The organism is Enterobacter cloacae complex sp. (assembly GCF_900322725.1).
In the GTDB taxonomy this organism is placed as follows: Bacteria; Pseudomonadota; Gammaproteobacteria; order Enterobacterales; family Enterobacteriaceae; genus Enterobacter; species Enterobacter quasihormaechei.
In genome coordinates this window covers 764,508-788,154 of the sequence record NZ_LT991957.1, presented here as the reverse complement: position 1 = coordinate 788,154, position 23,647 = coordinate 764,508, and the positions used below count along the sequence as shown (strand labels likewise).

Here is a 23,647-nt window from a genome sequence, read left to right as displayed (position 1 = left end):
AAAAATACCCATGCAATGTAAATGGTTCTTTGCATCGTGAAAAATATGCATCACAAAGCTGAAAAGAAATCCGTTGAAAATGGCGAGAGCTTTATCGCTCAAACCCTTGCGTGGCGTGAAGGTAAACGTTTGCGTAAAATCGTTTGTCAAGACCTGTTATCGCAGAACTATTCAGTTATACTGTTGCCCGTCGTCCAACAGGACTGCCTTTTCAGGCCAAAAATTTACTTGTTAGCTGAGTCAGGAGATGCGGATGTTAAAGCGTGAAATGAACATTGCCGATTATGATGCCGAACTGTGGCAGGCTATGGAGCAGGAAAAAGTACGTCAGGAAGAGCACATCGAACTGATCGCCTCCGAAAACTACACCAGTCCGCGCGTTATGCAGGCGCAGGGCTCTCAGCTGACCAACAAATATGCTGAAGGTTACCCGGGCAAGCGCTACTACGGCGGCTGCGAGTACGTTGATATCGTTGAGCAGCTGGCAATTGACCGTGCGAAAGCACTCTTTGGCGCTGACTACGCAAACGTCCAGCCGCACTCTGGCTCTCAGGCTAACTTCGCTGTTTACACCGCGCTGTTGCAGCCGGGCGATACCGTTCTGGGTATGAACCTGGCACAGGGCGGCCACCTGACTCACGGCTCCCCGGTTAACTTCTCCGGTAAACTGTACAACATCATTCCTTACGGTATTGATGAGTCCGGTAAAATTGACTACGAAGACATGGCGAAGCAGGCTAAAGAGCACAAGCCGAAAATGATCATCGGTGGTTTCTCTGCTTACTCCGGCATCGTTGACTGGGCCAAAATGCGTGAAATCGCAGACAGCATCGGCGCGTACCTGTTTGTCGACATGGCGCACGTTGCCGGCCTGATTGCCGCAGGCGTTTATCCGAACCCGGTTCCACACGCTCACGTTGTGACCACCACCACCCACAAAACCCTGGCGGGTCCACGCGGTGGCCTGATCCTGGCGAAAGGCGGTGACGAAGAGCTGTACAAAAAACTGAACTCTGCCGTGTTCCCAAGCGCGCAGGGCGGCCCGCTGATGCACGTTATCGCGGCTAAAGCGGTGGCGCTGAAAGAAGCGATGGAGCCAGAGTTTAAGGTTTATCAGCAGCAGGTTGCTAAGAACGCTAAAGCGATGGTGGAAGTGTTCCTGAACCGTGGCTACAAAGTAGTTTCTGGCGGGACGGAAAACCACCTGTTCCTGCTGGACCTGGTTGATAAGAACCTGACCGGTAAAGAAGCTGACGCTGCCCTGGGCCGCGCCAACATCACCGTGAACAAAAACAGCGTGCCAAACGATCCGAAGAGCCCGTTCGTGACTTCCGGTATCCGTATCGGTTCTCCGGCCGTGACGCGCCGCGGCTTCAAAGAAGCGGAAGTGAAAGAGCTGGCGGGCTGGATGTGTGACGTTCTGGACAACATCAATGACGACGCGGTTATCGAGCGCGTTAAGGGTAAAGTTCTGGAGATCTGCGCACGCTTCCCGGTGTACGCTTAATTTCCTGCGTTGCAGAACTGAAAAAGGCCGCTTATGCGGCCTTTTTTGTGGGCTAACGTCTGTCGAGGGAGATGGCCCCCGGCCCTGTAATCGCCAGCAAAATAAAGGCGCCCGCGATACTCACATTTTTGTAGAAGTTAATCATATTGGGCAGGACCGCATCCCCGGTCATATCCCAGTAGTGATGACCAATCACCGCCGTCCCCAGCGTATAGAAGACAAAGATGACCGCGAGAGGGCGGGTGAAAAAGCCAAGCACAATCAGTATCGCGGCGGGAATCTCCATCACGACGGCAATAATGGCCGCCAGCATGGGCATGGGCGCACCGAGCGACGTCATGTACTGAACGGTGCCGCTAAACCCCGTCAGCTTTGGATAACCGAAAATAATAAACAGAACCACGATGGCAATGCGGGCAATTAAAAGCAGGAGCGAACGGGAGGAGCCGAAATCAAAATAACGTAAGCTGTTCATGGCAAACGACCTCTTCAGGCGATGTCCTTTAAACGTAATACAGTTTTACCGCTCTCGCCATACGCCGACCGGCTGTGCATGATGTTAATTTTTCGTAAATTTATAGCGCGCTAACGACTTGCTAAAGTACAGGATAAACGCCAGACTATCGCCTCCATTTCGGGAGGGATTCATGGTCTTGCATTCCACGCGCTGGCTGGCGCTCAGCTATTTCACCTATTTCTTTAGCTACGGTATTTTTTTGCCTTTCTGGAGCGTCTGGCTCAAGGGAATTGGTCTGACGCCTGAAACCATCGGTATCCTGCTGGGCGCAGGGCTGGTGGCGCGTTTCCTCGGTAGCCTGCTGATTGCCCCCCGCGTCAGCGATCCCTCCTTACTGATTAAAGCGGTGCGCGTTCTGGCCCTGCTGACGCTGGTCTTCGCGGCCTGTTTCTGGGTCAGCCACCAGTTTGCCTGGCTGATGGTGGTGATGGTTGGCTTTAACCTGTTTTTCTCCCCGCTGGTGCCGCTGACGGATGCGCTGGCGAACACCTGGCAAAAGCAGATCACCATGGACTATGGCCGCGTGCGCCTGTGGGGATCGATTGCCTTCGTCATCGGCTCTGCGCTGGTGGGCAAACTGGTCAGCCTCTACGATTACCGCGCGATCCTGGCATTGCTGAGTATCGGAATCGCCTCCATGCTTCTGGGGATGCTGCTGCGCCCGTCGGTAATGCCGCAAGGGGAAAGCCGTCATCAGGAAAGCGCGGGTTGGCCCGCCTGGCGAAGCCTTGTGGCGCAAAGCTGGCGTTTTTTGGCCTGCGTTTGCCTGCTTCAGGGCGCGCATGCAGCCTATTACGGCTTCAGCGCCATCTACTGGCAGGGCGCGGGATATTCCGCCTCCGCCGTCGGCTATTTATGGTCGCTTGGCGTAGTGGCTGAAGTGATTATCTTTGCGCTCAGCAAAAAACTGTTCAGCCGTTTCGGTGCGCGGGATCTGCTGCTGCTTTCCGCCGTCTGCGGCGTGGCGCGCTGGGGCATCATGGGCTGGACGACGGAGCTGCCGTGGCTGATTGTGGCGCAAATTCTGCACTGCGGAACCTTCACCGTGTGCCATCTGGCGGCGATGCGCTACATCGCGGCGCGAGAGGGCGGGGACGTTATTCGTCTCCAGGCGGTCTATTCAGCGGTGGCGATGGGGGGCAGTATCGCCGTGATGACCGTCTTCGCCGGTTTCCTCTATCAGCATCTAGGGCACGGGGTGTTCTGGGTGATGGCGCTGGTGGCCTTACCGGCCATCGTCATCCGCCCGAAGGTGGCTGCTCGCGCGTGACTATGATTCGAGCATAACGCGAATATGTTCCTGCTGCTGCGAGTTCAGGGTCTCAACGGCATGAATGAGCGGCGGCGAGAACAGCGGCAGGGCGGTTGGATAGGGAGTAATGACCAGCGCTGCCTCGCGAGGAGCGCCCTCTTTCTTAAACGCTTCCAGGCTGAGATATCGAATATTGAGCGGCAGCAGCGTCAGTTCGCGAAGCTGCTGCTCAATCAGTTCCTCACAGGCTTTATCTTCCCCCGTTAACAGCACCACCTGTTTTTCATGCAGATCGGTTTCTTGCATCAGCCAGGCACCGAAAATCACCGCCACCAGAGCCCTCTCTTCACCGGAGAATCGCAGGCCAAATTCGGCTTCCAGCTCAGACAGCGCTTCTTTGGTAGTGCGCAGCAGCCGGGGGTAAAGGCGGTGGATCTCTTCCGGCAGGCTGTTGTCGATGCCAATGTCAAATAAGGAGCGGTCCAGCGCCTGAGCCAGATGAACATAAAGCTGATCGGTCAGCCCCTGCTCATCGCTGAAGTTCATGCCGGTTTGCGTCCGGAAACGGGCAATCATACGCACGATGGCGCGACGCAGGCGTTGATCCTGCTGATGTTTATCCAGCACCGGATCGGGTGTGCGGAGCATCATAAATAGCAGCGCCAGAAACAGCTGTTCATCGCCGTGCGTGCCCTGTGGAACGCGCCGTTTCCAGTGGCGAACAATTTCCTGCGCCGTAAAGTACTCCCCTCTCGACTGCGTCCAGCTGCGCTGAACGGGAGAAAACTGTGGCGTATTGCCCAGATGATGCTGAATCAGACAGTATTGCAGATAGAGCTGTAAAAACTGCACGTCGCGGGCCTCAAACTGACGCTGAAGCTTGCGCGAACAAAAGCTGATAAGCGCCCGAAGATTCGCATCGTCATAAAGAGGGCGGGCGATACCGTGCTGTTTAAGCGCGGTTTTTAAGGCCGGGGTAAACTGTTGCGAGACAAAATGCGGACACAACCGGAGCGCCCTGCGCAGCCAGTGTAGCAGGCACAAGCGCTGGTTCAGGGCGGAACCCTCAATTCGGTAGCAGCCATCATGGTGCGTGACGATATCAAGCCGATGATAGCGCTGGATTTCATCGCGCGTCTCGGCTATATCTTGCCGTGCCAGGGCGTCGTCCACGCCGTTGGCAGCGATTATGCTCTGTGCGGTGACGGCAGCATCGGGCAGGTAAAGCATCAAAAGCACCTGGCAGCGGCGCTGCGAACTGGAAAGCACAGATGGAATTTCAAGCGTCGTCATCATCATCTGTCGGGTATCCAGTGTGAATGTTTGATAAGAATAGCTAAAGGATGGGCGCTGAAAAGCGCGCCGGCAGGCCTTTCACTCAGGATTGCTGGCGAACATCACAGAATTTTTGACGTGAGGAACAGATGCAAATAGTTAAACAAAGCGCGGTAGCGTTATTTTTGGCGGTTTTCACTTTCGCCGCCGGCGCCCATCCTCACAGTTTTATCAGCCTGAAAACCGAGCTGGTGACGGACGGCACGCAGCTCAGCGGCCTGAAAATGCGCTGGACGATGGATGAAATCACCTCCGCCGATCTGCTGTACGATGCCGGCAACGCAAAGCCCGGCGACGAGATCTGGAAAAAGCTGGCGGCAGAAGTGATGGCCAACGTGCTGGGTCAGCACTACTTCACCGAGTTCTGGCACAACGGACAAAAGGTGAAGTTTCTTAATCGTCCCACGGAGTACGGCATGACCCGCGACGGTCATCAGGCGGTGCTGACGTTTATCCTTCCGCTGGCGCACCCTCAGCCGCTGGCAGGGCAGAAGTACACGTTCTCTACGTTTGATCCAACCTACTACGTCGATATGCATTACGCCCAGGACAGCGACGTGCAGCTGCCGGAAAATTTGCAAAAAAACTGCAAAATTGCCGTGCACACGCCGACGCCCAGCGAAGAGACGCTGAATTTTGCCGTTTCCCTTGATAAAGAAGATGCGCCCCCAGAAGACATGGAATTAGGAAAACAGTTTGCGCAGGAGGTGACGTTGCAATGTCAGTAATCTCCTCTCCCGTCAGCAAGCCGCGTCGCTGGCTGCACCTCTGGCCTCTGGCGCTCTTTTTACTGTTAGCCATCTGCGGCGCGCTCTGGCTGTGGCAGGCCTGGCCGCAGGTGATAATAAAAAGCATTATCTGGCAGCGTGAAGTCAACCAGCAGATGAGCGGGCTGCTGAAGGCCGTGGCGGAGAACCCGACCAAAGCGGGCGGTTCTCTTCTGGCGTTCAGCTTTATCTATGGCGTGCTGCACGCGCTGGGGCCGGGGCACGGCAAAATCGTCATCACCACCTGGCTTGCCACCCATCCGTCGAAGCTGAAATCAAGCATTGGCCTGACGCTGGCATCCTCTTTACTTCAGGGCGTTGTGGCGATTGCGCTCGTGGTGATAGTCCTTTCGCTGTTGCAGCTGCCGGCCCGTCAGCTGCATATGAGCAGCTTCTGGCTGGAGAAGGGGAGTTACGCGCTGGTGGGCGTGCTGGGGCTGATCCTCTGCTGGCGTGCGCTGAAAAAGTTGCGCACGTTGCTGCAAAAACCGAAATTCAGAGCCTTTACGCCTCATCACGTTCACCATGAAAACTGCGGATGTGGGCATCAGCATCTGCCGACGCAGGCGCAATTACAGAGCGGCGACGACTGGCGCGCGCGGCTGATGATTGTGCTCTCTATGGGGATGCGCCCGTGCTCGGGAGCGATCATGGTGCTGTTGTTCAGCAAAGTGATTGGGGTATTTGGCTGGGGGATGCTCTCGGCGCTGGCGATGGCGGCGGGAACGTCTCTGACTATCTCTTCGTTAGCGTTGCTGGTGCACAGCTTCCGTCAGCTCGCGGTAAAACTCAGCGGCAATAAAACGCCGGTGCTGTGGCGACAGGTTGGCTGGACGACGCTTGCGCTGGCGGGCGGGTTGATTCTGCTGGTGGCTGCGGTCACGATGTGGATGAGCGCGGTGCCGGTGGGAAGGGGGCTGCGGCCGTTTTAACGACGTGCGGTCTGCTTCCCCTCTGCCACGGAGCTGTCTCTTATCGTTAATCCCAATTACCGTAAGGGTAAGTTTTGCCTTTAATGAAATCCTGCGTTGACTTGATGACGTTAAACGTACCGCCGGGAACAACGTAGTCTTTGCAAAGAGTCAGGTCCTTGCCGGCGTGAGTCCACATCTTCAACGGCTTGAGGGGCAGGCTGGGGCGTCCGGCGACATCCGGAAGCCAGACCTTGACTTTGCCGCCGGGGGACAGGCCGAAGGTCATATTGTCGTACCAGACGGGAGCGCCAGATCGATAGGTATGATCGGCAGGGGTTTTCATGCGAAGCCAGGTGTCCGGTCCGAACACGGCGCTGGTTTCATAGGTTTGCTGGTCAATGTAGGACTCCCAGCAGAAGACAATGTACTGAGGGGGCTTTTTGACTTTGTTGAAATTGACACTACCTCCATAGGCCACATCAGTCCATTTGCCCACGGATTCGGAATCGCGAGAAGTGGAGTCAAGGGTATTAAAGGTATACAAGTAACCATCCGTGTCGATCACCCGGGCATGAAGCGCTTTTGCTGGCAGCTCGTAGGGCGTGATAAAAGAAAAACTCCATTCGCCATAAGGCAGAATCCAGTCACCACTGGCGGCCTGTTTTGATTGTAAAGGATGAGGCTTGTGCGGGTTGCAGCCCGTCATTGCCAGCAGCAGTAGAATTGTCAGTGCGTTATGTGTTTTCATCGTTTTTTTCCATCCATGTTGTAAATCGTTCTTATCCAGTTTTCATCTGGCCGATTAACAAAGCCGACGGTTTCGCACGCTGAAGCGCCACCCTGTATTTCACCGGACTGTTTAAGCTCCACTGCGTTCCAGTGGGCTGAACAGTGGATATATTTCCGGGTAATTATATCCACCTCGTCGGGTGTGAAGCCGTTTACGCTTCTGTGCTGACGGGCTGCTTTACCCATTAATCGTGCGTAATCGCACAACGGCCTCAGTTCATCAGGTAAGGCGTGCGTTCTGATGCTGTCTACGTCAGTAAATAACGCTCCTGCCTCTACTGCCGCATCGACCATTACCCGCAGCGCCACCTTTGACCAGTCAAAAAGGACCGTCCGATGGCGTAGCGTCAGAGCGGAAAAGATCCGTTTCTGCGGCTGGCTGTAGCGGTCAGGCGGGGCGAAATCATCTTCCCATACGTCCGGGGTGATAGCATTGGTTCGAATGACGGGCATGACAACCGGTGAACGCTCCAGCACGCGCAGCTGCGCCATCGTCTGCTGGTAAACGTGCGACTGTGTGCCGGGCTGGTTGTGTGGCAGGGTTTCCACTAACGGTCTAGTAAGAAAGAGGTCTTCCCGCAACTGAGGCAGATAGCCGCCGCCTATATCGGAATGGGCGCCGGGAAGTGTAAGTTCCGGCCAGGCAGGGGCAACGCTATTAAGTGCGAAGTTAAAGCGACACTCGTGTTGGGCGATGATGTGAAATACTTTTCCCGCCACGCCGGGACGCAGGCGGATGTTGACATTTCCGGTGTCGGCGCTGTGTGGATTGAGGCCATTCATTACCGTACCGACGGCCGCCACGGTGTCCATGATACCGAGGAAGCGGGTTTTACCCGCTGGTGCGCCGCGATAATTATATTCTTTCATCCCAGCCGAGATTGTTTCGATTATGGCGCGGTCTTCCGCCTGGACACGGTTGGCGAAATGACGGGCCGCCGCCGCACCTCGGCTGAAACCGAAGATATCAAACAGCAGGGTATCGACAACAAACTTACCGTTTAATTGAGAAAGCGCTTTCTTTATCCCGACTTCCAGTTGTGTCACCGCATCGTCAGTTTTGGCAATAATTCCGGTCTCTGCTGTGCCCAGTCCCAGACCTATCGGATTGTCGGGTTCACCTGCCCGGGTACCAATACCCTCGACATAGATAACATCTTGTATGTAGTGACTGTCTGGCGGAAATTTTTTCTCATACAACTCATTCAACCAATAAATGTTTGTATAATATCCCAGATAACTCCCCGCCCCGATCCCACTTATCCCCATCTTCTCCGATGCATTTCTGGCGAGAATGGTTGCCGCATCCGGGCTGTTGATATCAAAGTGCTGCGCCGTCAGAGCCTCAAGCATGTTCCGGGTGTTCACCGCGTTATTGCCAGTGCCGTCAAAGAATATCCCCAGCACCAGCGTCACCTTACGTTCAGGCCGCTCTTCGGGGAGGACTGTCTTCTGCACCACCGGAAAGAGACGGTTATAATTTTCAGGCGTCAGCAGATAATCAAATTCGGTACCGGCAATAAGATGGCGACTCAGAATATAATCATAATCAACCGAGATGTATTCATAGTCCATATCATTCATCCTGTAATTCAGGTGAATGGACCGTATTGTTGCACCACGTAATTCGATAAGATAATACTTCTCCATTTGGCCGTACCGATTGATGCGGTAAATATTAAACGTAAGCTTGAGACGTTCATTGTTATTAATGGCGTTACTCATTAACGGAGAGCTTTTATCCAGGATCTTACAGAATTGCAGTCCGCGATGGTGAAACCGGCCACCGATACAGCCCGCTTCCTGCTTCAGGCTGAAAACAAAGATTTCATCTTCATGCCCCAGCTGATATCGGTTGCCGACTGAAGCCTGAGAACCACAGTCAGCAGAAATCCTTCCCTGAATATCGCCCTCAAGCGTTAAATAAATAAGGTTGCTCATTTATTTTTCCTGAGTGAGGCGCTTAGTCAGGAAGTATCGTAATGATAAAATTGAAAAGGCAATCTGCTATAAATCAAATTACAGAGAAAATACTGACGTTTATTTAGGGGTAAAAGAACCACTAATAAAAAATCCCCGATGTTGAACGTCGGGGATTTATATACGCACAGACAGTACGGAAAAATAACCGCTGGGGGCAGTTACCGGGCTTAACGCTTCAGCGCATCACTCAGTTCATCACGCATGTTTGCCAGCATGGCTTTAACGACGCGCGGGTTACCTGCAACGATGTTGCCGGTAGACATATAGTTATGACCGCCGGTGAAGTCGCACACGATAGCGCCTGCTTCACGTGCGATCAGTTCGCCCGCTGCAAAGTCCCACGGCTTCAGGGACAGCTCGAAGTAACCGTCAACGCGACCGGTCGCCACGTAGGCCAGATCCAGTGCAGCAGAGCCGGTGCGACGGAAGTCCGCGCATTCGGTGAACAGTTTGCCCAGGATATTCATATAGGTGGTTGCGTGCTGCTTCGCCTTAAACGGGAAGCCGGTCGCCAGAATAGTGCCGTCCAGATCGCGTGCATTGCTGCAACGCAGACGGTAGCCGTTCAGCTGCGCGCCCTGGCCGCGGGTAGCGGTGAACAGTTCGTTACGCATTGGATCGTAGACAACGGCGACTTCAGTACGGCCTTTGATGCGTACTGCGATAGAAACTGAGAAGTGTGGCAGGCGTTTAACGAAGTTGGTGGTGCCATCCAGTGGATCGATAACCCATTGAACATCCTGATCGGTACCTTCATGTTCACCGCTTTCTTCGGTGATGATGGTGTGCTGCGGGTAAGATTTGCGGATCGTTTCGATAATAATCGCTTCTGCGGCTTTATCGACGTTAGTCACGAAATCATTGCTGCCTTTCTGGCTGGTTTCTACGGAGTCTGGAGTTTCGTAGTGTTTGGCAATTACATTACCCGCCTTGCGCGCTGCGCGCACGGCGATGGTCAGCATCGGATGCATCGGTCTCTCTCACTGGATGTTAAAGAACAGGAAAATCGGCGCAGAGTATAGCAGCGGGATCGGATTATGTCTCTCGTTTATGATAATATGCCCGAATATTCTTCAGACACTGAACCCAGACATCTAAAAATTATGCTGCAAAACATTCGAATCGTGCTGGTCGAAACATCGCACACCGGCAACATGGGCTCTGTGGCCCGCGCTATGAAAACCATGGGCTTAACGAACCTGTGGCTGGTTAATCCGCTGGTGAAACCAGACTCTCAGGCTATTGCCCTGGCGGCCGGCGCCAGCGACGTGATCGGTAATGCGCAGATCGTGGACACGCTGGATGAAGCCCTGGCCGGTTGCAGCCTGGTGGTGGGCACCAGTGCGCGCTCCCGTACGCTCCCGTGGCCGATGCTGGATCCGCGCGAATGCGGCCTGAAAAGCGTCTCAGAAGCGGAGCAGGCGCCGGTTGCGCTGGTGTTTGGTCGTGAACGCGTTGGCCTGACCAACGAGGAACTTCAGAAGTGCCACTACCACGTGGCGATTGCCGCCAACCCGGAATACAGCTCACTTAACCTGGCGATGGCGGTACAGGTAATCGCCTACGAAGTGCGCATGGCATGGCTGGCGACGCAGGAGAAACAGGTCGAACCTAAAGAAGAGACGGCCTACCCACTGGTGGACGACCTGGAGCGTTTCTACGGCCACCTGGAGCAGACACTGCTCTATACCGGCTTCATCCGTGAAGGCCACCCGGGCCAGGTAATGAACAAGCTGCGCCGTATGTTCACCCGCGCCCGCCCGGAAAGCCAGGAGCTGAACATCCTGCGCGGGATCCTGGCGTCGATTGAACAGAAGAATAAAGAGTAGTGCCGTGTGTTCGCCGGGGGGCGCTTCGCTTACCCGGTCTACAAAGCCCGTAGGCCCGTGCAAGCACAGCGCCGCCGGGCAAAAAATACGGCACAGAAGGTTAAATACCTGACTAAAACAGTCAAGTAAATAGTTGACCAATTTAGTCAGGAATGTCAGACTTGGCCCTGCTATGCAATACCCCCATTTTACAATAAAAAACCCCGGGCAGGGGCGAGTTTGAGGTTAAGTAAGACATGAGACTGACATCTAAAGGGCGTTATGCCGTGACCGCGATGCTGGACGTTGCGCTCAACTCCGAAGCGGGCCCGGTTCCGTTGGCTGATATTTCTGAACGACAAGGGATCTCCCTCTCTTACCTGGAACAGCTGTTCTCCAGACTGCGTAAAAATGGACTGGTGTCCAGCGTTCGTGGCCCGGGCGGCGGTTATCTGCTGGGTAAAGACGCGGGCAGTATTGCGGTTGGCGAAGTGATTAGCGCGGTGGATGAATCCGTTGATGCAACCCGTTGCCAGGGTAAAGGCGGCTGTCAGGGCGGCGATAAATGCCTGACCCACGCGCTGTGGCGCGATCTGAGCGACCGTCTGACCGGCTTCCTGAACAACATCACCCTGGGTGAACTGGTGAATAACCAGGAAGTTCTGGACGTTTCTGGTCGTCAGCACAGTCAGGATTCACAACGCAGCACCCGTTCGCAGGACGCCATCGACGTTAAACTGCGCGCGTAATTAAAAAGATAAGTATTCAGAATCAGGCCGGGGTGGTCACACCCCGCGTACTCGGTCGTACATCCAGCCGGTTGCCTGATTCCTTGCATTGAAGCGATGTACGGAGTTTATAGAGCAATGAAATTACCGATTTATCTCGACTACTCCGCAACCACGCCGGTGGACCCGCGTGTTGCCGAGAAAATGATGCAGTGTCTGACCCTGGACGGAAACTTTGGTAACCCAGCTTCCCGTTCACACCGTTTTGGCTGGCATGCTGAAGAGGCGGTAGATATCGCTCGTAATCAGATTGCTGACCTGGTTGGCGCCGACCCGCGTGAAATTGTTTTCACCTCCGGTGCGACCGAATCCGACAACCTGGCGATCAAAGGTGCGGCCAACTTCTATCAGAAAAAAGGCAAGCACATCATCACCAGCAAAACCGAACACAAAGCCGTGCTGGACACCTGCCGTCAGCTGGAGCGTGAAGGGTTCGAGGTGACTTACCTGGCGCCGCAGAGCAACGGGATCATCGACCTGAAAGAGCTCGAAGCGGCGATGCGTGACGACACCATTCTGGTTTCCATCATGCACGTTAACAACGAAATCGGCGTTGTACAGGACATCGCGACCATCGGCGAAATGTGCCGCGCGCGCGGTATCATCTACCACGTGGATGCGACCCAGAGCGTGGGCAAACTGCCTATCGATCTGAGCCAGCTGAAGGTGGACCTGATGTCCTTCTCCGGCCACAAAATCTATGGCCCAAAAGGTATCGGCGCGCTGTACGTTCGTCGTAAGCCACGCATCCGCATCGAAGCACAGATGCACGGCGGCGGTCATGAGCGCGGCATGCGTTCCGGTACGCTGCCTGTTCACCAGATCGTGGGCATGGGCGAAGCGTACCGTATCGCGAAAGAAGAGATGGAAACCGAGATGGCACGCCTGCGTACGCTGCGTAACCGTCTGTGGGACGGCGTGAAAGATATGGAAGAAGTGTATCTGAACGGCGATCTCGAGCAGGGCGCGCCAAACATCCTCAACGTCAGCTTCAACTATGTTGAAGGTGAATCGCTGATCATGGCGCTGAAAGACCTGGCCGTTTCTTCCGGTTCTGCCTGTACGTCTGCAAGCCTGGAGCCATCCTACGTGCTGCGTGCGCTGGGCATGACTGACGAGCTGGCACACAGCTCAATCCGTTTCTCTTTAGGTCGTTTCACTACCGAAGAAGAGATTGACTACACCATCAAGCTGGTTCGTAACTCCATCGGCCGTCTGCGCGACCTTTCTCCACTGTGGGAAATGTTCAAGCAGGGCGTGGACCTGAACAGCATTGAATGGTCACATCACTAATCGGTACATAAGGAGAATTCAATCATGGCATACAGCGAAAAAGTTATCGATCATTACGAGAACCCGCGCAACGTTGGCTCTTTTGACAACAGCGACGACTCTGTCGGCAGCGGCATGGTTGGTGCGCCAGCATGTGGCGACGTGATGAAGTTGCAGATTAAAGTCAACAATGAAGGTATCATTGAAGACGCGCGCTTCAAGACCTACGGCTGCGGTTCTGCTATTGCCTCCAGCTCCCTGGTCACCGAATGGGTGAAGGGCAAGTCTCTGGACGAAGCACAGGCAATCAAGAACACGGATATTGCTGAAGAACTCGAACTGCCACCGGTGAAAATTCACTGTTCTATTCTGGCAGAAGACGCGATCAAAGCCGCCATTGCGGATTACAAAAGCAAACGTGAAGCAAAATAATTGAGGTTTGAGTATGTCGATTACCCTTAGCGACAGCGCTGCCGCGCGAGTAAGCTCTTTTCTGGCGAACCGTGGTAAAGGCTTTGGCCTGCGACTGGGCGTACGTACCTCCGGCTGTTCTGGTATGGCTTACGTACTGGAGTTTGTTGACGAGCCGGCGTCTGATGACACCGTGTTTGAAGACAAGGGCGTGAAGGTGGTGGTCGATGGCAAAAGCCTGCAATTTCTCAACGGCACTCAGCTGGACTTCGTAAAAGAAGGCCTGAACGAAGGGTTCAAATTCACGAACCCGAACGTCAAAGACGAGTGTGGTTGCGGCGAAAGCTTCCACGTTTAACCGCGCGTCATCCGAAACCCCACCGTGGCTTTGCTGCGCGTGGGGTTTGTTCTAACAGGCTACCCCTGAGATTGTTATGGATTACTTCACTCTCTTCGGACTACCCGCTCAATACCCGATCGATCTTCAGGCACTGACGATCCGTTTCCAGGATCTACAGCGTCAGTACCATCCGGATAAATTCGCCAGCGGGACGCAGGCAGAGCAGCTGGCTGCGGTATCGCACTCCGCGACCATCAATCAGGCCTGGCAAACGCTGCGTCATCCGCTGACGCGTGCCGAATATCTGCTTTCGCTCCACGGCTTCGATCTGGCGAGCGAACAGCATACCGTGCGTGACACCGCCTTTCTGATGGAACAGCTGGAGCTGCGCGAAGAGCTGGATGAGATTGAACAGGCCAAAGATGAAGCGCGTCTGGAACGTTTTATCACGCGCGTGAAGGGCATGTTCGATACCCGCCATCAGCAGATGATGGAGCAACTGAACAACGAGACCTGGGACGTCGCGGCAGACACTGTGCGCAAACTCCGTTTTCTCGATAAACTGCGAAGCAGTGCTGAACAACTCGAAGAAAAGCTGCTCGATTTTTAATTTCGGAAGCAATTATGGCCTTATTACAAATTAGTGAGCCTGGCTTAAGCGCCGCACCGCACCAGCGTCGTCTGGCGGTCGGTATTGACCTGGGCACCACCAATTCCCTCGTGGCGACCGTGCGCAGCGGCCAGGCGGAAACGCTGGCTGACGAGCAGGGCCGCCATCTGCTGCCTTCCGTGGTCCACTATCAGCCGCAGGGGCACGCGGTTGGCTACGACGCCCGCGCCAACGCCGCGCGCGATCCGGCCAATACCATCAGTTCCGTAAAGCGAATGATGGGCCGCTCGCTGGCAGATATCCAGACCCGCTACCCGCACCTGCCGTATCAGCTTCAGGCCAGTGAAAACGGCCTGCCGATGATTGCCACGGCGGCCGGCCTGCTGAACCCAATTCGTGTTTCCGCTGACATCCTCAAAGCGCTGGCGGCGCGCGCGACGGCGACGCTCGGCGGCGATCTGGACGGCGTAGTGATCACCGTTCCGGCCTATTTTGACGACGCACAGCGTCAGGGCACCAAAGACGCCGCGCGTCTGGCGGGCCTGCACGTGCTGCGCCTGCTGAACGAACCGACGGCGGCGGCGATTGCCTACGGCCTCGACTCCGGTCAGGAAGGGGTGATTGCGGTCTACGATCTGGGCGGCGGCACCTTTGATATTTCTATCCTGCGCCTGAGCCGCGGGGTGTTCGAAGTGCTGGCGACCGGCGGGGATTCCGCGCTCGGCGGCGATGATTTCGACCATCTGCTGGCGGACTACATCCGCGAGCAGGCGGGCATCAGCGATCGCAGCGATGCGCGCGTTCAGCGCGAACTGCTGGATGCGGCCATCGACGCCAAAATTGCGCTGAGCGATACACAGTCGGTCAGCGTGAATGTCGCAGGCTGGCAGGGTGAAATCACCCGCGATCGGTTCAGCGAGCTGATTGCGCCTCTGGTTAAACGCACCCTGCTGGCCTGCCGTCGCGCATTGAAGGATGCGGGCGTGGAGGCTGACGAGGTGCTGGAAGTGGTCATGGTAGGCGGCTCAACGCGCGTGCCGCTGGTGCGCGAGCGCGTGGGCGAATTCTTTGGCCGCACGCCGCTGACCTCCATCGACCCGGATAAAGTGGTTGCCGTCGGCGCCGCTATCCAGGCCGATATTCTGGTTGGCAACAAGCCGGACAGCGAAATGCTGCTGCTGGACGTCATCCCGCTGTCTCTCGGTTTAGAAACCATGGGCGGCCTGGTGGAGAAAGTGATCCCGCGTAACACCACCATTCCGGTGGCACGCGCACAGGAGTTCACCACCTTCAAAGACGGCCAGACCGCAATGTCCATCCACGTGATGCAGGGCGAGCGCGAACTGGTGCAGGACTGCCGCTCTCTGGCGCGCTTTGCGCTGCGCGGTATCCCGGCGCTGCCTGCTGGCGGGGCGCATATTCGCGTGACCTTCCAGGTGGACGCCGACGGCCTGCTGAGCGTGACGGCGATGGAAAAATCCACCGGCGTGGAATCGTCCATTCAGGTGAAGCCGTCCTACGGCCTGACCGATGGCGAAATCGCCTCCATGATCCAGGATTCAATGAGCTACGCCGAGCAGGACGTGAAGGCGCGTATGCTGGCTGAACAGAAAGTTGAAGCCGCACGCGTGCTGGAAAGCCTGAACGGGGCGCTCGCTGCTGATGCCGCGCTGCTAAGCGCCGCCGAGCGCCAGGTGATTGACGAGGCTGCCGCGCGCTTACGCGCAGTCGCCGAAGGCAATGACGCTGACGCAATAGAAGAAGCCATTAAAAACGTTGATAAACAAACCCAGGACTTCGCCGCTCGCCGCATGGACAAATCTGTCCGCGTCGCGCTGAAAGGCCAGTCCGTGGACGAGGTTTAATATGCCAAAGATTGTTATTTTGCCTCATGCGGACCTCTGTCCGGATGGTGCTGTTCTGGAAGCGAAGACCGGTGAAACCATTCTCGATGTTGCCCTGCGTGCAGGTATCGAAGTGGAACACGCCTGTGAAAAATCCTGTGCCTGCACCACCTGCCACTGCATCGTGCGTGAAGGTTTCGACTCTCTCGCCGAGAGCACCGAAGACGAAGACGACATGCTGGATAAAGCATGGGGTCTGGAGCCAGACAGCCGCCTGAGCTGCCAGGCCGCGGTGACCGATGAAGATCTGGTCGTGGAGTTCCCGCGCTACACCATTAACCACGCACGCGAGCACTAATATGGGACTGAAGTGGACAGACAGCCGTGAAATCGGCGAAGCGCTCTACGACGCGAACCCGGATCTCGATCCGAAAACCGTACGATTCACCGACATGCACCAGTGGATCTGCGATTTAGAGGATTTCGACGACGATCCTAACGCATCCAATGAAAAAATTCTGGAGGCGATTCTGTTAGTCTGGTTAGATGAAGCAGAATAAATAACAAAACGGGCTGCCTTCAGGCGGCCCGTTTGCTAGTTGCTAATAAGGATAAATAAAATGACCGAAGCGATGAAGATTACGCTCGCCACACAGCCTGCTGACGCGCGCTGGGGCGAAAAAGCCACCTACAGCATCAACAACGACGGTATCACCCTGCACCTGACGGGCAACGATGATTTAGGTCTGATCCAGCGCGCCGCGCGTAAAATTGACGGCCTGGGCATTAAGCATGTGTCGCTGGAAGGTGAAGGCTGGGATACTGACCGCAGCTGGGCGTTCTGGGCGGGATACAAAGGCCCGAAAGGCACCCGTAAAATTGAGTGGGCGAACCTCGATGAAGCCGGTCAGAAAGAGCTGGAAAGCCGCCTGAAAATTATCGACTGGGTGCGCGACACCATTAACGCCCCGGCGGAAGAGCTTGGCCCTGAGCAGCTGGCGCAGCGCGCCGTTGACCTGCTGTCCGGCGTGGCGGGGGATAACATGTCCTACCGCATCACCAAAGGCGAAGATCTGCGCGAGCAGAACTACATGGGCATTCATACCGTGGGCCGCGGCTCCGAACGTCCTCCGGTCCTGCTGGCGCTGGATTACAACCCAACCGGCAATAAAGAAGCGCCGGTCTTTGCCTGCCTGGTCGGGAAAGGCATTACCTTCGACACCGGCGGCTATAGCCTGAAGCAGAGCGCATTCATGGACTCCATGAAGTCCGACATGGGCGGCGCGGCAACCATCACCGGCGCGCTGGCGTTCGCCATCACTCGTGGCCTGAACAAGCGCGTCAAGCTGTACCTGTGCTGCGCGGATAACATGGTGAGCGGTAACGCCTTCAAGCTGGGCGACATCATTCGCTACCGCAACGGTAAAAATGTCGAAGTGATGAACACCGATGCCGAAGGCCGTCTGGTGCTGGCCGATGGCCTGATCGACGCCTCTGCCCAGAAACCAGAGCTCATAATCGACATGGCGACCCTGACCGGCGCGGCGAAAACGGCCCTGGGTAACGACTACCACGCGCTGTTCAGCTTCGACGACAAGCTGGCCGCTCGCCTGCTGGCAAGCGCCGCGGCGGAAAACGAGCCGTTCTGGCGCCTGCCGCTGGCCGAGTTCCACCGCAGCCAGCTGCCGTCTAACTTTGCCGAGCTGAACAACACCGCGAGCACGGCGTATCCGGCGGGTGCAAGCACCGCAGCGGGCTTCCTGTCGCACTTTGTTGAGAACTATCATGAAGGCTGGCTGCACATCGACTGCTCTGCAACCTACCGTAAAGCGGCGGTTGAACAGTGGTCTGCGGGTGCGACCGGTCTGGGCGTGCGTACCGTGGCGAACCTGCTGACGGCTGAGTGATCTTTTTTGCGGGGTGGCGCTGCGCTTGTGCGAGCCTACGGTTTTGTAGGCCGGGTAAGCGAAGCGCCACCCGGCGTATCTTTGAAGTAGCGAAACTATGTCAGATACTAAAAACGAATTAGAGACCCTGCTGGAGCAGGCGGCGACCGAGCCCGCCCACCGTCCGGCCTTTTTCCGCACGCTGCTGGAATCCACCGTCTGGGTGCCGGGAACGGCGGCGGAAGGTGAGCAGGTTGTCGAAGACAGCGCGCTGGATCTGCTGCACTGGGAGAAAGATGACGGCACCTCGGTGATCCCGTTCTTTACCTCACTGGAAGCCTTGCAGGAAGCGGTAGAAGACGAACAGGCGTTCGTGGTGATGCCGGTGCGCACGCTGTTCGAAATGACGCTGGGGCAGACGCTTTTCCTCAACGCCAAACTGCCGACAGGGAAAGAGTTCACCCCGCGCGAAATCAGCCACCTGATTGGTGAGGAGGGCAACCCGCTCAGCACCCAGGAGGTGCTGGAAGGGGGAGAAACGCTGCTGCTCTCTGAAGTGGCCGAGCCGCCCGCGCAGATGATTGACTCCCTGACCACGCTGTTTAGTACCATCAAGCCGGTGAAACGCGCTTTCCTCTGCTCCATCAAAGAGGGGGCTGATGAACAGCCCGTGCTGCTGATTGGTATTGAAGCGGACGGCGATATTGAAGACATCATTCAGGCGGCGGGAAGCGTAGCGACCGACACGCTGCCGGGCGATGAGCCGATCGATATCTGTCAGGTGAAGAAGGGCGAGAAAGGGATCAGCCACTTTATTACCGAGCACATCACCCCGTTCTACGAGCGTCGCTGGGGCGGCTTCCTTCGCGATCTTAAAACCAACCGCATTATTTAATTACGGCGGGGTGAGCCTCACCCCGTTGCCTCCAGTAGCAGTAAATCCATCAGCAGCACCAGATTCGACTCAAACGACGTCACGCCCGCGGCTTCGGCAGCGAAATGCACCGCCTCGTCATACAGCGCGAAATGCAGATCCGCCATGCCCGCCAGCGTATTGGCGGAGGCTCGGGTAAAGGCGACGACCGTCATGCCGACGTTTTTGGCTATCCGCGCTTTATCCAGTACCTGCTCCGTTTCGCCGCTGCGGGAGACGGCAATAAACACCTGATAACGCGCGGCGTTACTGAGAAAAATATTCCGGCTGTCCCCCGGCCCGGAGATGAACGCCGTTTTGCCCAGCACCTGCAACTTCTTGGTCAGGTACTCGGCAAAAAGATACGAAAACCCGGCGCCGTAGAGAAAGAAGCTCTCTTTCTGGCGCAGCAGGCCGGCAAACTGCTGGCGTTTGGCCTGGGTGACCCACTGAAAGGTGTGTTGATAGTTGGCAATAAACTGAGCGAACAGCGCCGGCAATTCCGCATGCTGCTCAGGCTGCGCGGTGATGTGCGGCGTGTCTGAAAGCAGCTGCTTGCAGTGCCAGATAAACTCGCTAAAGCCGCTGAATCCGAGCTTCTGACACAGGCGCATAATCGTCGCGGTGGAGACAAATGTCGCCAGCGCCAGCTCGCGCACCGTGATGTTGCCCACCAGCAGCGGATGCTCCGTGAGGTGGGCGAGGACGCGATACTCCGCGCGGGTCAGTGAGGACCCGCGCGTTAACAGCGTTGCCAGGCGGTTATCCATTAATTCGCCGGTTCAACCGGCAGATCGTCCCGCGCGCCCCATTCGCTCCAGGCGCCGTCATACAGCGTCACGTCATTCGCGCCAAGGGTTGCCAGCGCCAGAATCACCACGCAGGCCGTCACGCCGGAGCCGCAGCTGGCAATAATCGGACGATGCAGATCCACGCCCTGACGTTCAAAAACGGCACGCAATTCATCGGTGGTTTTCAGCTCGCCTTCAAACACCAGATCACCCCAGGGCACGTTCAGCGCACCCGGAATATGGCCTCGCCTCAGCCCCGGACGTGGTTCATCCGCTTCAGCGTTAAAGCGTGGTGCTGGGCGCGCATCGACGATTTGCGCCGTCTTTTCGTGGCTGACGACCAGCACGTCGGTCAGACGCTTCACCACGTGTGCGTCAAAGGACGCGTCGAAATCGCCTTCCGGCAGCGTGACGTCACCCTGCTGGAGCGGCAGCTCATCGCGTTTCCAGCCCGCAAGCCCACCCGCCAGAATCGACACTTTTTCCACGCCGAAGTTTTTCAGCATCCACCACGCGCGCGGCGCGGAGAACAGATTGCCTTCATCGTAAACAACAAGATGTTTGTCTTTGCTGATGCCCAGCTCGCGCATCGCCACGGAAAACGCTTCCGGACGCGGCAGCATGTGTGGCAGGGGAGAGGTGTGATCGGAAAGCGCTTCGATATCAAAAAATACCGCGCCTGGCAGATGCCCTGCGCGGTACTCACCGGGAACGTCACGATGCTCTTGCCCCGGAGGGGCCATGCGCGCATCAATAATCTGAACTTCCGGATCGTCGCCGTGCTCAATCAGCCAGTCGGCAGCGACAAAATATGAGGTGGACATGGTTGCCTCCATTCTTTTCCGTAAAAAAGGATTGTCGGTGTTTTTTCTGACACCGACAAGCTAACCACGTTCAACTCGCGAGCAAGCCCCTATTTTTTCACCGCTTCGCCGTCCTGCCAGGCCTTTTGCAGTGCAGGCCAGTAGTCGCGGTTGGCTTCGATCATCTCATCCAGGATCGCTTTCGCGTGTTCCATGGTCGGCACGGTGCGGTTGAGGGTGAATGCCTGCAACGCTTTCTCATAGCTGCCTTCGATGGTCGCCTCAACCAGCAGTTGTTCAGAGGCCAGCTGCTGCTGTAAAAGCGTCTGGTGGAACAGCGGCACCTGACCCACGCGGACGGGCTCTGGTCCTTCGGAGGTAATATAGGCAGGCACTTCCACCACCGCATCATAAGGCAGGTTGGTAATCGCCCCGCGGTTTTCCACCATCACCAGGTGACGCTGGCGCAGGTTGAACGCCAGCGAGCAGGCGACATCGACGATGAACTCACCGTGGACACCTACGTGGAAGGCATCCGGTAAAATTCCGGTGCGCTGGTACTCTTCGGCAGCGGCGAACAGCTTTTTCTCACGCCCGTTCATCACTTCGTTGGCCCGGGTATAGTCGGGGTTCTGATGCTCCACAATCTGGTTCGGCATCAGGTAGTACTGTAGATACGGGTTCGGCAGATACTCCGGGAAGTTATCCATAATCGGCTTGATGTTGCGCCAGGTTTTCACCCACGACGGATCCGAGTGCTGCGGGTCGGTTTTTGCAGCATCTTCCGTCAGCAGGCCAAACTTCGCGATATGTTTACGCAGCTCCGGTAATTTGTCCTCGCCGTCCACCAGCACGCGGGTAAACCAGCCGAAGTGGTTGAGACCAAAATAGTCCACCTCCAGCCTGCGACGATCCACGCCCAGTATGGCCCCCATATTACGCATCGCCGCGACCGGCATATCGCAGATGTTCAGCACCCGTGCGTTGGGGCGCAGGCGACGCACGCCCTCCGCAACAATCGCCGCCGGGTTGGAGTAGTTCACGATCCACGCTTTCTCATGTGCGTAGCGATCGACCAGATCGATAAGCTCCACCATCGGCAGGATCGTGCGCAGGCCATACGCCAGCCCTCCTGGGCCGCAGGTTTCCTGGCCGACCACGCCGTGGCGCAGCGGAATTTTTTCATCCTGCTCGCGCATTTTGTACTGCCCGACGCGCATCTGGGCAAAAACAAAGTGTGCGCCGCTGAAGGCCACTTCCGGGTCGCTGGTGACGGTGAATTTGATGCTCTGGCTGTGGTCGCGAATGACCTTCTCCACCACGGGCGCAATGGTCTTCTGACGCGCCTCGTCGATGTCGTACAGGCGGATCTCTGCAAGAGGGAAATCATCCAGGCGTACCATCAGGCTTTTCACAATACCCGGCGTATAGGTGCTGCCGCCGCCGGCAATTGACAGAATAAAGGGGGGTGTAAACATTTTTAGCTCCTTTCAGAGAAACGTCTCAACGGCTTCTCGCATTTTTTTGACATGCAGCCCGTAGACCACCTGAACGTTGTTACCTTGTTTGATAACCCCTTTCGCGCCGGTCGCTTTCAGGCGCGGTTCGTCGATGATGTCGACGTCCTTCACCGTGACGCGTAAGCGGGTGTAGCAGTTATCAACGACTTCAATATTTTCCCGGCCGCCCAGACCCACCACGATGGATTCGCCCAGCCCGTCGTTATTCCCCTTCGCCTGGTACTCCTGCTTGCTGTAGAGGCGCGTCTCGCGATCCTCATCTTCACGGCCCGGCGTTTTCATGTTGAAACGCAGGATCAGGAAGCGGAACACCACGAAGTAGAGGGCAAACATGATCAGCCCCACCACGATGTACATTGGCCAGTTGGACTTCTCCGTGCCGAGCGGCAGGTTATAGAGGATGAAATCGATAATTCCGTTGGCGCCGATAGCGTGGACGCCAAACAGCGAGAACAGCATCATGCCGATGCCGGTCAGCACCGCATGCACCACGAACAGCAGCGGGGCGACAAACAGGAAGGAGAATTCAATCGGCTCGGTTACGCCGACCAGAAGCGAGGTCAGCGCCGCCGGGATCAGAATGGCCTTCGCAATCGCCTTACGCTCTGGCTTCGCGGTCATGTACATCGCCAGCGCGGCGGCGGGCAGGCCAAACATCTTGCTGATGCCGCGCGCATCCCACACCACGGTGCTGCTGAGCTGTTTGACGTCCGGGCAGGCCATCTCGGCGAAGTAGATATTGCGCGCGCCCTGGTAAGCCGTGCCGCACACCTCCTGCGTGCCGCCCAGTTCGGTATAAAGGAACGGCGTATAGACCAGATGATGCAGGCCCGTCGGTACCAGAATGCGCTCAAGGAAACCGTAGATCGCCACCCCGAACGGGCCAGAGCCTTTAATAGCCAGCGCCAGGGCGCTAATCCCATGCTGCGCGTAAGGCCAGAGTTCGCTCATGACCACGCCGAGCAGCATAGAGACGGGCAGCATGACAATCGCCACAAAGCAGTGGCCGGAGTAAATCGCCATCGCGCCGTTAAACTGTACGCCAGAATATTTGTTGTACAGATAACCGGAGAGCGCCCCGGTCAGGATCCCGGCGAAAACGCCCATCTCCAGCACCTGGACGCCCAGCACCATGCTTTGTCCGGCGGCTTTCATCTGCTCAGCCGGAGCCAGTTCACCCTGAAGCTGTAGCGTCACGTTCATCGCGTTAATGAATACGATGAAGGTCACCAGCCCAATCAGCGCCGCGTAGCCTTTGTCTCGTGTTGCCAGCCCAATGGGGATCCCGACGGCAAACACCAGCGCCAGGTTGACCAGCACCGACACGGCAGATTTGGCGATCAGCTGGCCCACATTCTGGATCAGCGGATGGCCGAGAAACGGCAGGTACTCGGCCAGATTGCCGTTACCCAGTACATTGCCAAAGGCGATAAACAGGCCGACGATGGGTAAGATAAGTACTGGTCCGTAAAGTGATTTTCCGAAATTTTGTAGGGCGTTCACGGCTCGTTTCATGGCTTTCTCTCTTATTGAACCGCGCACTCGGGGTGCGTCATGGGCATAAAACTAGCAGGCTCAGCGCGAGTTTATCCAGCTA

Annotated in this window: 25 protein-coding genes; 16 read left to right on the top strand and 9 right to left on the bottom strand. The window is 56.4% G+C overall.

The window, feature by feature from the left end:
* Positions 1-36 precede the first annotated feature (36 nt).
* Positions 37-267, top strand: coding sequence for a hypothetical protein (locus DBR02_RS04105; protein ID WP_139158016.1), 231 nt, complete (start codon positions 37-39; stop codon positions 265-267).
* Positions 254-1,507 carry a serine hydroxymethyltransferase gene (gene glyA / locus DBR02_RS04100; RefSeq protein ID WP_063450529.1) on the top strand — a complete coding sequence of 418 codons (1,254 nt, stop codon included), beginning with the start codon at positions 254-256 and terminating at the stop codon, positions 1,505-1,507. The genes DBR02_RS04105 and glyA overlap by 14 nt, the downstream gene beginning before the upstream one ends.
* Positions 1,508-1,559: 52 nt before the next feature.
* On the opposite strand, the gene DBR02_RS04095 is transcribed toward glyA, so the two are convergent.
* The gene (locus DBR02_RS04095) at positions 1,560-1,982 is read right to left on the bottom strand and encodes a DoxX family protein (RefSeq protein ID WP_038416512.1); all 423 of its coding nucleotides are present in this window, start codon (positions 1,980-1,982) and stop codon (positions 1,560-1,562) included.
* A 172-nt stretch (positions 1,983-2,154) separates the two neighbouring features.
* Here DBR02_RS04095 and DBR02_RS04090 point away from each other — a divergent pair, with 172 nt between their 5' ends.
* The gene (locus DBR02_RS04090; RefSeq protein WP_107533531.1) at positions 2,155-3,294 is read left to right on the top strand and encodes a 3-phenylpropionate MFS transporter; all 1,140 of its coding nucleotides are present in this window, start codon (positions 2,155-2,157) and stop codon (positions 3,292-3,294) included.
* Here DBR02_RS04090 and csiE read toward each other — a convergent pair whose 3' ends face one another.
* Positions 3,295-4,572, bottom strand: a complete 1,278-nt coding sequence (gene csiE, locus DBR02_RS04085; RefSeq protein ID WP_107535612.1) for a stationary phase inducible protein CsiE — start codon at positions 4,570-4,572, stop codon at positions 3,295-3,297. It lies immediately after the preceding gene.
* 128 nt (positions 4,573-4,700) lie between these two features.
* On the opposite strand from csiE, the gene DBR02_RS04080 reads away from it, so the two are divergent.
* Positions 4,701-5,339, top strand: coding sequence for a DUF1007 family protein (locus DBR02_RS04080; RefSeq protein WP_107533530.1), 639 nt, complete (start codon positions 4,701-4,703; stop codon positions 5,337-5,339).
* The gene (locus DBR02_RS04075; RefSeq protein ID WP_107533529.1) at positions 5,330-6,310 is read left to right on the top strand and encodes a nickel/cobalt transporter; all 981 of its coding nucleotides are present in this window, start codon (positions 5,330-5,332) and stop codon (positions 6,308-6,310) included. Before DBR02_RS04080 ends, DBR02_RS04075 begins: the two co-directional genes overlap by 10 nt.
* A gap of 46 nt (positions 6,311-6,356) precedes the next feature.
* Here the strand turns inward: DBR02_RS04075 and DBR02_RS04070 are convergent, their stop codons facing one another.
* From DBR02_RS04070 to suhB, 3 genes are all read right to left on the bottom strand, one after another.
* The gene (locus DBR02_RS04070; protein WP_107533528.1) at positions 6,357-7,040 is read right to left on the bottom strand and encodes a DUF2931 family protein; all 684 of its coding nucleotides are present in this window, start codon (positions 7,038-7,040) and stop codon (positions 6,357-6,359) included.
* Positions 7,037-9,022 carry a type VI secretion system tube protein TssD gene (tssD, locus tag DBR02_RS04065; RefSeq protein ID WP_107533527.1) on the bottom strand — a complete coding sequence of 662 codons (1,986 nt, stop codon included), beginning with the start codon at positions 9,020-9,022 and terminating at the stop codon, positions 7,037-7,039. The genes DBR02_RS04070 and tssD overlap by 4 nt, the downstream gene beginning before the upstream one ends.
* A gap of 209 nt (positions 9,023-9,231) precedes the next feature.
* Complete coding sequence (gene suhB / locus DBR02_RS04060; RefSeq protein WP_003860668.1) at positions 9,232-10,035, bottom strand: inositol-1-monophosphatase; 804 nt, start codon at positions 10,033-10,035, stop codon at positions 9,232-9,234.
* Between the two features lie 132 nt (positions 10,036-10,167).
* Between suhB and trmJ the strand changes: the two genes are divergently transcribed.
* The 11 genes from trmJ to sseB all read left to right on the top strand — a co-directional run bounded on the left by trmJ (position 10,168) and on the right by sseB (position 18,918).
* Positions 10,168-10,893, top strand: coding sequence for a tRNA (cytosine(32)/uridine(32)-2'-O)-methyltransferase TrmJ (gene trmJ, locus DBR02_RS04055; protein WP_107533526.1), 726 nt, complete (start codon positions 10,168-10,170; stop codon positions 10,891-10,893).
* Positions 10,894-11,129: 236 nt separating this feature from the next.
* Entirely contained in the window at positions 11,130-11,621 is a 492-nt protein-coding gene (gene iscR, locus DBR02_RS04050) for a Fe-S cluster assembly transcriptional regulator IscR (RefSeq protein ID WP_022649018.1), read from the top strand.
* Between the two features lie 117 nt (positions 11,622-11,738).
* On the top strand, positions 11,739-12,953 hold the full coding sequence (gene iscS, locus DBR02_RS04045) for a cysteine desulfurase (RefSeq protein ID WP_003860663.1): 1,215 nt from the start codon (positions 11,739-11,741) through the stop codon (positions 12,951-12,953).
* A 24-nt stretch (positions 12,954-12,977) separates the two neighbouring features.
* On the top strand, positions 12,978-13,364 hold the full coding sequence (gene iscU / locus DBR02_RS04040) for a Fe-S cluster assembly scaffold IscU (protein ID WP_015703172.1): 387 nt from the start codon (positions 12,978-12,980) through the stop codon (positions 13,362-13,364).
* Positions 13,365-13,377: 13 nt separating this feature from the next.
* On the top strand, positions 13,378-13,701 hold the full coding sequence (gene iscA, locus DBR02_RS04035) for an iron-sulfur cluster assembly protein IscA (protein WP_003860659.1): 324 nt from the start codon (positions 13,378-13,380) through the stop codon (positions 13,699-13,701).
* Positions 13,702-13,777: 76 nt separating this feature from the next.
* Positions 13,778-14,293, top strand: coding sequence for a co-chaperone HscB (gene hscB / locus DBR02_RS04030; RefSeq protein ID WP_107533525.1), 516 nt, complete (start codon positions 13,778-13,780; stop codon positions 14,291-14,293).
* A gap of 14 nt (positions 14,294-14,307) precedes the next feature.
* On the top strand, positions 14,308-16,158 hold the full coding sequence (hscA, locus tag DBR02_RS04025) for a Fe-S protein assembly chaperone HscA (protein WP_107533524.1): 1,851 nt from the start codon (positions 14,308-14,310) through the stop codon (positions 16,156-16,158).
* A 1-nt stretch (position 16,159) separates the two neighbouring features.
* A complete protein-coding gene (fdx, locus tag DBR02_RS04020; protein ID WP_003860652.1) occupies positions 16,160-16,495 on the top strand; it encodes an ISC system 2Fe-2S type ferredoxin in 336 nt (111 codons plus the stop codon).
* A 1-nt stretch (position 16,496) separates the two neighbouring features.
* Positions 16,497-16,697, top strand: a complete 201-nt coding sequence (gene iscX, locus DBR02_RS04015; protein ID WP_003860650.1) for a Fe-S cluster assembly protein IscX — start codon at positions 16,497-16,499, stop codon at positions 16,695-16,697.
* Positions 16,698-16,757: 60 nt separating this feature from the next.
* Complete coding sequence (gene pepB / locus DBR02_RS04010; protein ID WP_107533523.1) at positions 16,758-18,044, top strand: aminopeptidase PepB; 1,287 nt, start codon at positions 16,758-16,760, stop codon at positions 18,042-18,044.
* Positions 18,045-18,141: 97 nt separating this feature from the next.
* A complete protein-coding gene (gene sseB, locus DBR02_RS04005) occupies positions 18,142-18,918 on the top strand; it encodes an enhanced serine sensitivity protein SseB (RefSeq protein ID WP_107533522.1) in 777 nt (258 codons plus the stop codon).
* Positions 18,919-18,935: 17 nt separating this feature from the next.
* Here sseB and DBR02_RS04000 read toward each other — a convergent pair whose 3' ends face one another.
* From DBR02_RS04000 to DBR02_RS03985, 4 genes are all read right to left on the bottom strand, one after another.
* Positions 18,936-19,706 carry a MurR/RpiR family transcriptional regulator gene (locus tag DBR02_RS04000; protein WP_107533521.1) on the bottom strand — a complete coding sequence of 257 codons (771 nt, stop codon included), beginning with the start codon at positions 19,704-19,706 and terminating at the stop codon, positions 18,936-18,938.
* On the bottom strand, positions 19,706-20,551 hold the full coding sequence (gene sseA, locus DBR02_RS03995; RefSeq protein WP_063868000.1) for a 3-mercaptopyruvate sulfurtransferase: 846 nt from the start codon (positions 20,549-20,551) through the stop codon (positions 19,706-19,708). Before sseA ends, DBR02_RS04000 begins: the two co-directional genes overlap by 1 nt.
* Before the next feature lie 89 nt (positions 20,552-20,640).
* A complete protein-coding gene (locus DBR02_RS03990; RefSeq protein WP_107533520.1) occupies positions 20,641-22,008 on the bottom strand; it encodes a 6-phospho-alpha-glucosidase in 1,368 nt (455 codons plus the stop codon).
* A gap of 12 nt (positions 22,009-22,020) precedes the next feature.
* Positions 22,021-23,565: a PTS transporter subunit EIIC gene (locus tag DBR02_RS03985; protein WP_107533519.1), complete on the bottom strand. Its 1,545-nt coding sequence runs from the start codon at positions 23,563-23,565 to the stop codon at positions 22,021-22,023.
* Positions 23,566-23,647: the final 82 nt, after the last annotated feature.

Bases quoted from the DNA above. Each gene is read 5' to 3' on its own strand.
- hscB (WP_107533525.1), top strand. From the start codon at position 13,778: ATGGATTACTTCACTCTCTTCGGACTACCCGCTCAATACCCGATCGAT.
- iscU (WP_015703172.1), top strand. From the start codon at position 12,978: ATGGCATACAGCGAAAAAGTTATCGATCATTACGAGAACCCGCGCAAC.
- DBR02_RS03990 (WP_107533520.1), bottom strand. From the start codon at position 22,008: ATGTTTACACCCCCCTTTATTCTGTCAATTGCCGGCGGCGGCAGCACC.
- pepB (WP_107533523.1), top strand. From the start codon at position 16,758: ATGACCGAAGCGATGAAGATTACGCTCGCCACACAGCCTGCTGACGCG.
- sseA (WP_063868000.1), bottom strand. From the start codon at position 20,551: ATGTCCACCTCATATTTTGTCGCTGCCGACTGGCTGATTGAGCACGGC.
- iscA (WP_003860659.1), top strand. From the start codon at position 13,378: ATGTCGATTACCCTTAGCGACAGCGCTGCCGCGCGAGTAAGCTCTTTT.
- sseB (WP_107533522.1), top strand. From the start codon at position 18,142: ATGTCAGATACTAAAAACGAATTAGAGACCCTGCTGGAGCAGGCGGCG.
- DBR02_RS04075 (WP_107533529.1), top strand. From the start codon at position 5,330: ATGTCAGTAATCTCCTCTCCCGTCAGCAAGCCGCGTCGCTGGCTGCAC.
- tssD (WP_107533527.1), bottom strand. From the start codon at position 9,022: ATGAGCAACCTTATTTATTTAACGCTTGAGGGCGATATTCAGGGAAGG.
- glyA (WP_063450529.1), top strand. From the start codon at position 254: ATGTTAAAGCGTGAAATGAACATTGCCGATTATGATGCCGAACTGTGG.
- iscR (WP_022649018.1), top strand. From the start codon at position 11,130: ATGAGACTGACATCTAAAGGGCGTTATGCCGTGACCGCGATGCTGGAC.
- DBR02_RS04095 (WP_038416512.1), bottom strand. From the start codon at position 1,982: ATGAACAGCTTACGTTATTTTGATTTCGGCTCCTCCCGTTCGCTCCTG.
- hscA (WP_107533524.1), top strand. From the start codon at position 14,308: ATGGCCTTATTACAAATTAGTGAGCCTGGCTTAAGCGCCGCACCGCAC.
- csiE (WP_107535612.1), bottom strand. From the start codon at position 4,572: ATGATGACGACGCTTGAAATTCCATCTGTGCTTTCCAGTTCGCAGCGC.
- trmJ (WP_107533526.1), top strand. From the start codon at position 10,168: ATGCTGCAAAACATTCGAATCGTGCTGGTCGAAACATCGCACACCGGC.
- iscX (WP_003860650.1), top strand. From the start codon at position 16,497: ATGGGACTGAAGTGGACAGACAGCCGTGAAATCGGCGAAGCGCTCTAC.
- DBR02_RS04000 (WP_107533521.1), bottom strand. From the start codon at position 19,706: ATGGATAACCGCCTGGCAACGCTGTTAACGCGCGGGTCCTCACTGACC.
- DBR02_RS03985 (WP_107533519.1), bottom strand. From the start codon at position 23,565: ATGAAACGAGCCGTGAACGCCCTACAAAATTTCGGAAAATCACTTTAC.
- DBR02_RS04070 (WP_107533528.1), bottom strand. From the start codon at position 7,040: ATGAAAACACATAACGCACTGACAATTCTACTGCTGCTGGCAATGACG.
- iscS (WP_003860663.1), top strand. From the start codon at position 11,739: ATGAAATTACCGATTTATCTCGACTACTCCGCAACCACGCCGGTGGAC.
- DBR02_RS04080 (WP_107533530.1), top strand. From the start codon at position 4,701: ATGCAAATAGTTAAACAAAGCGCGGTAGCGTTATTTTTGGCGGTTTTC.
- fdx (WP_003860652.1), top strand. From the start codon at position 16,160: ATGCCAAAGATTGTTATTTTGCCTCATGCGGACCTCTGTCCGGATGGT.
- suhB (WP_003860668.1), bottom strand. From the start codon at position 10,035: ATGCATCCGATGCTGACCATCGCCGTGCGCGCAGCGCGCAAGGCGGGT.
- DBR02_RS04090 (WP_107533531.1), top strand. From the start codon at position 2,155: ATGGTCTTGCATTCCACGCGCTGGCTGGCGCTCAGCTATTTCACCTAT.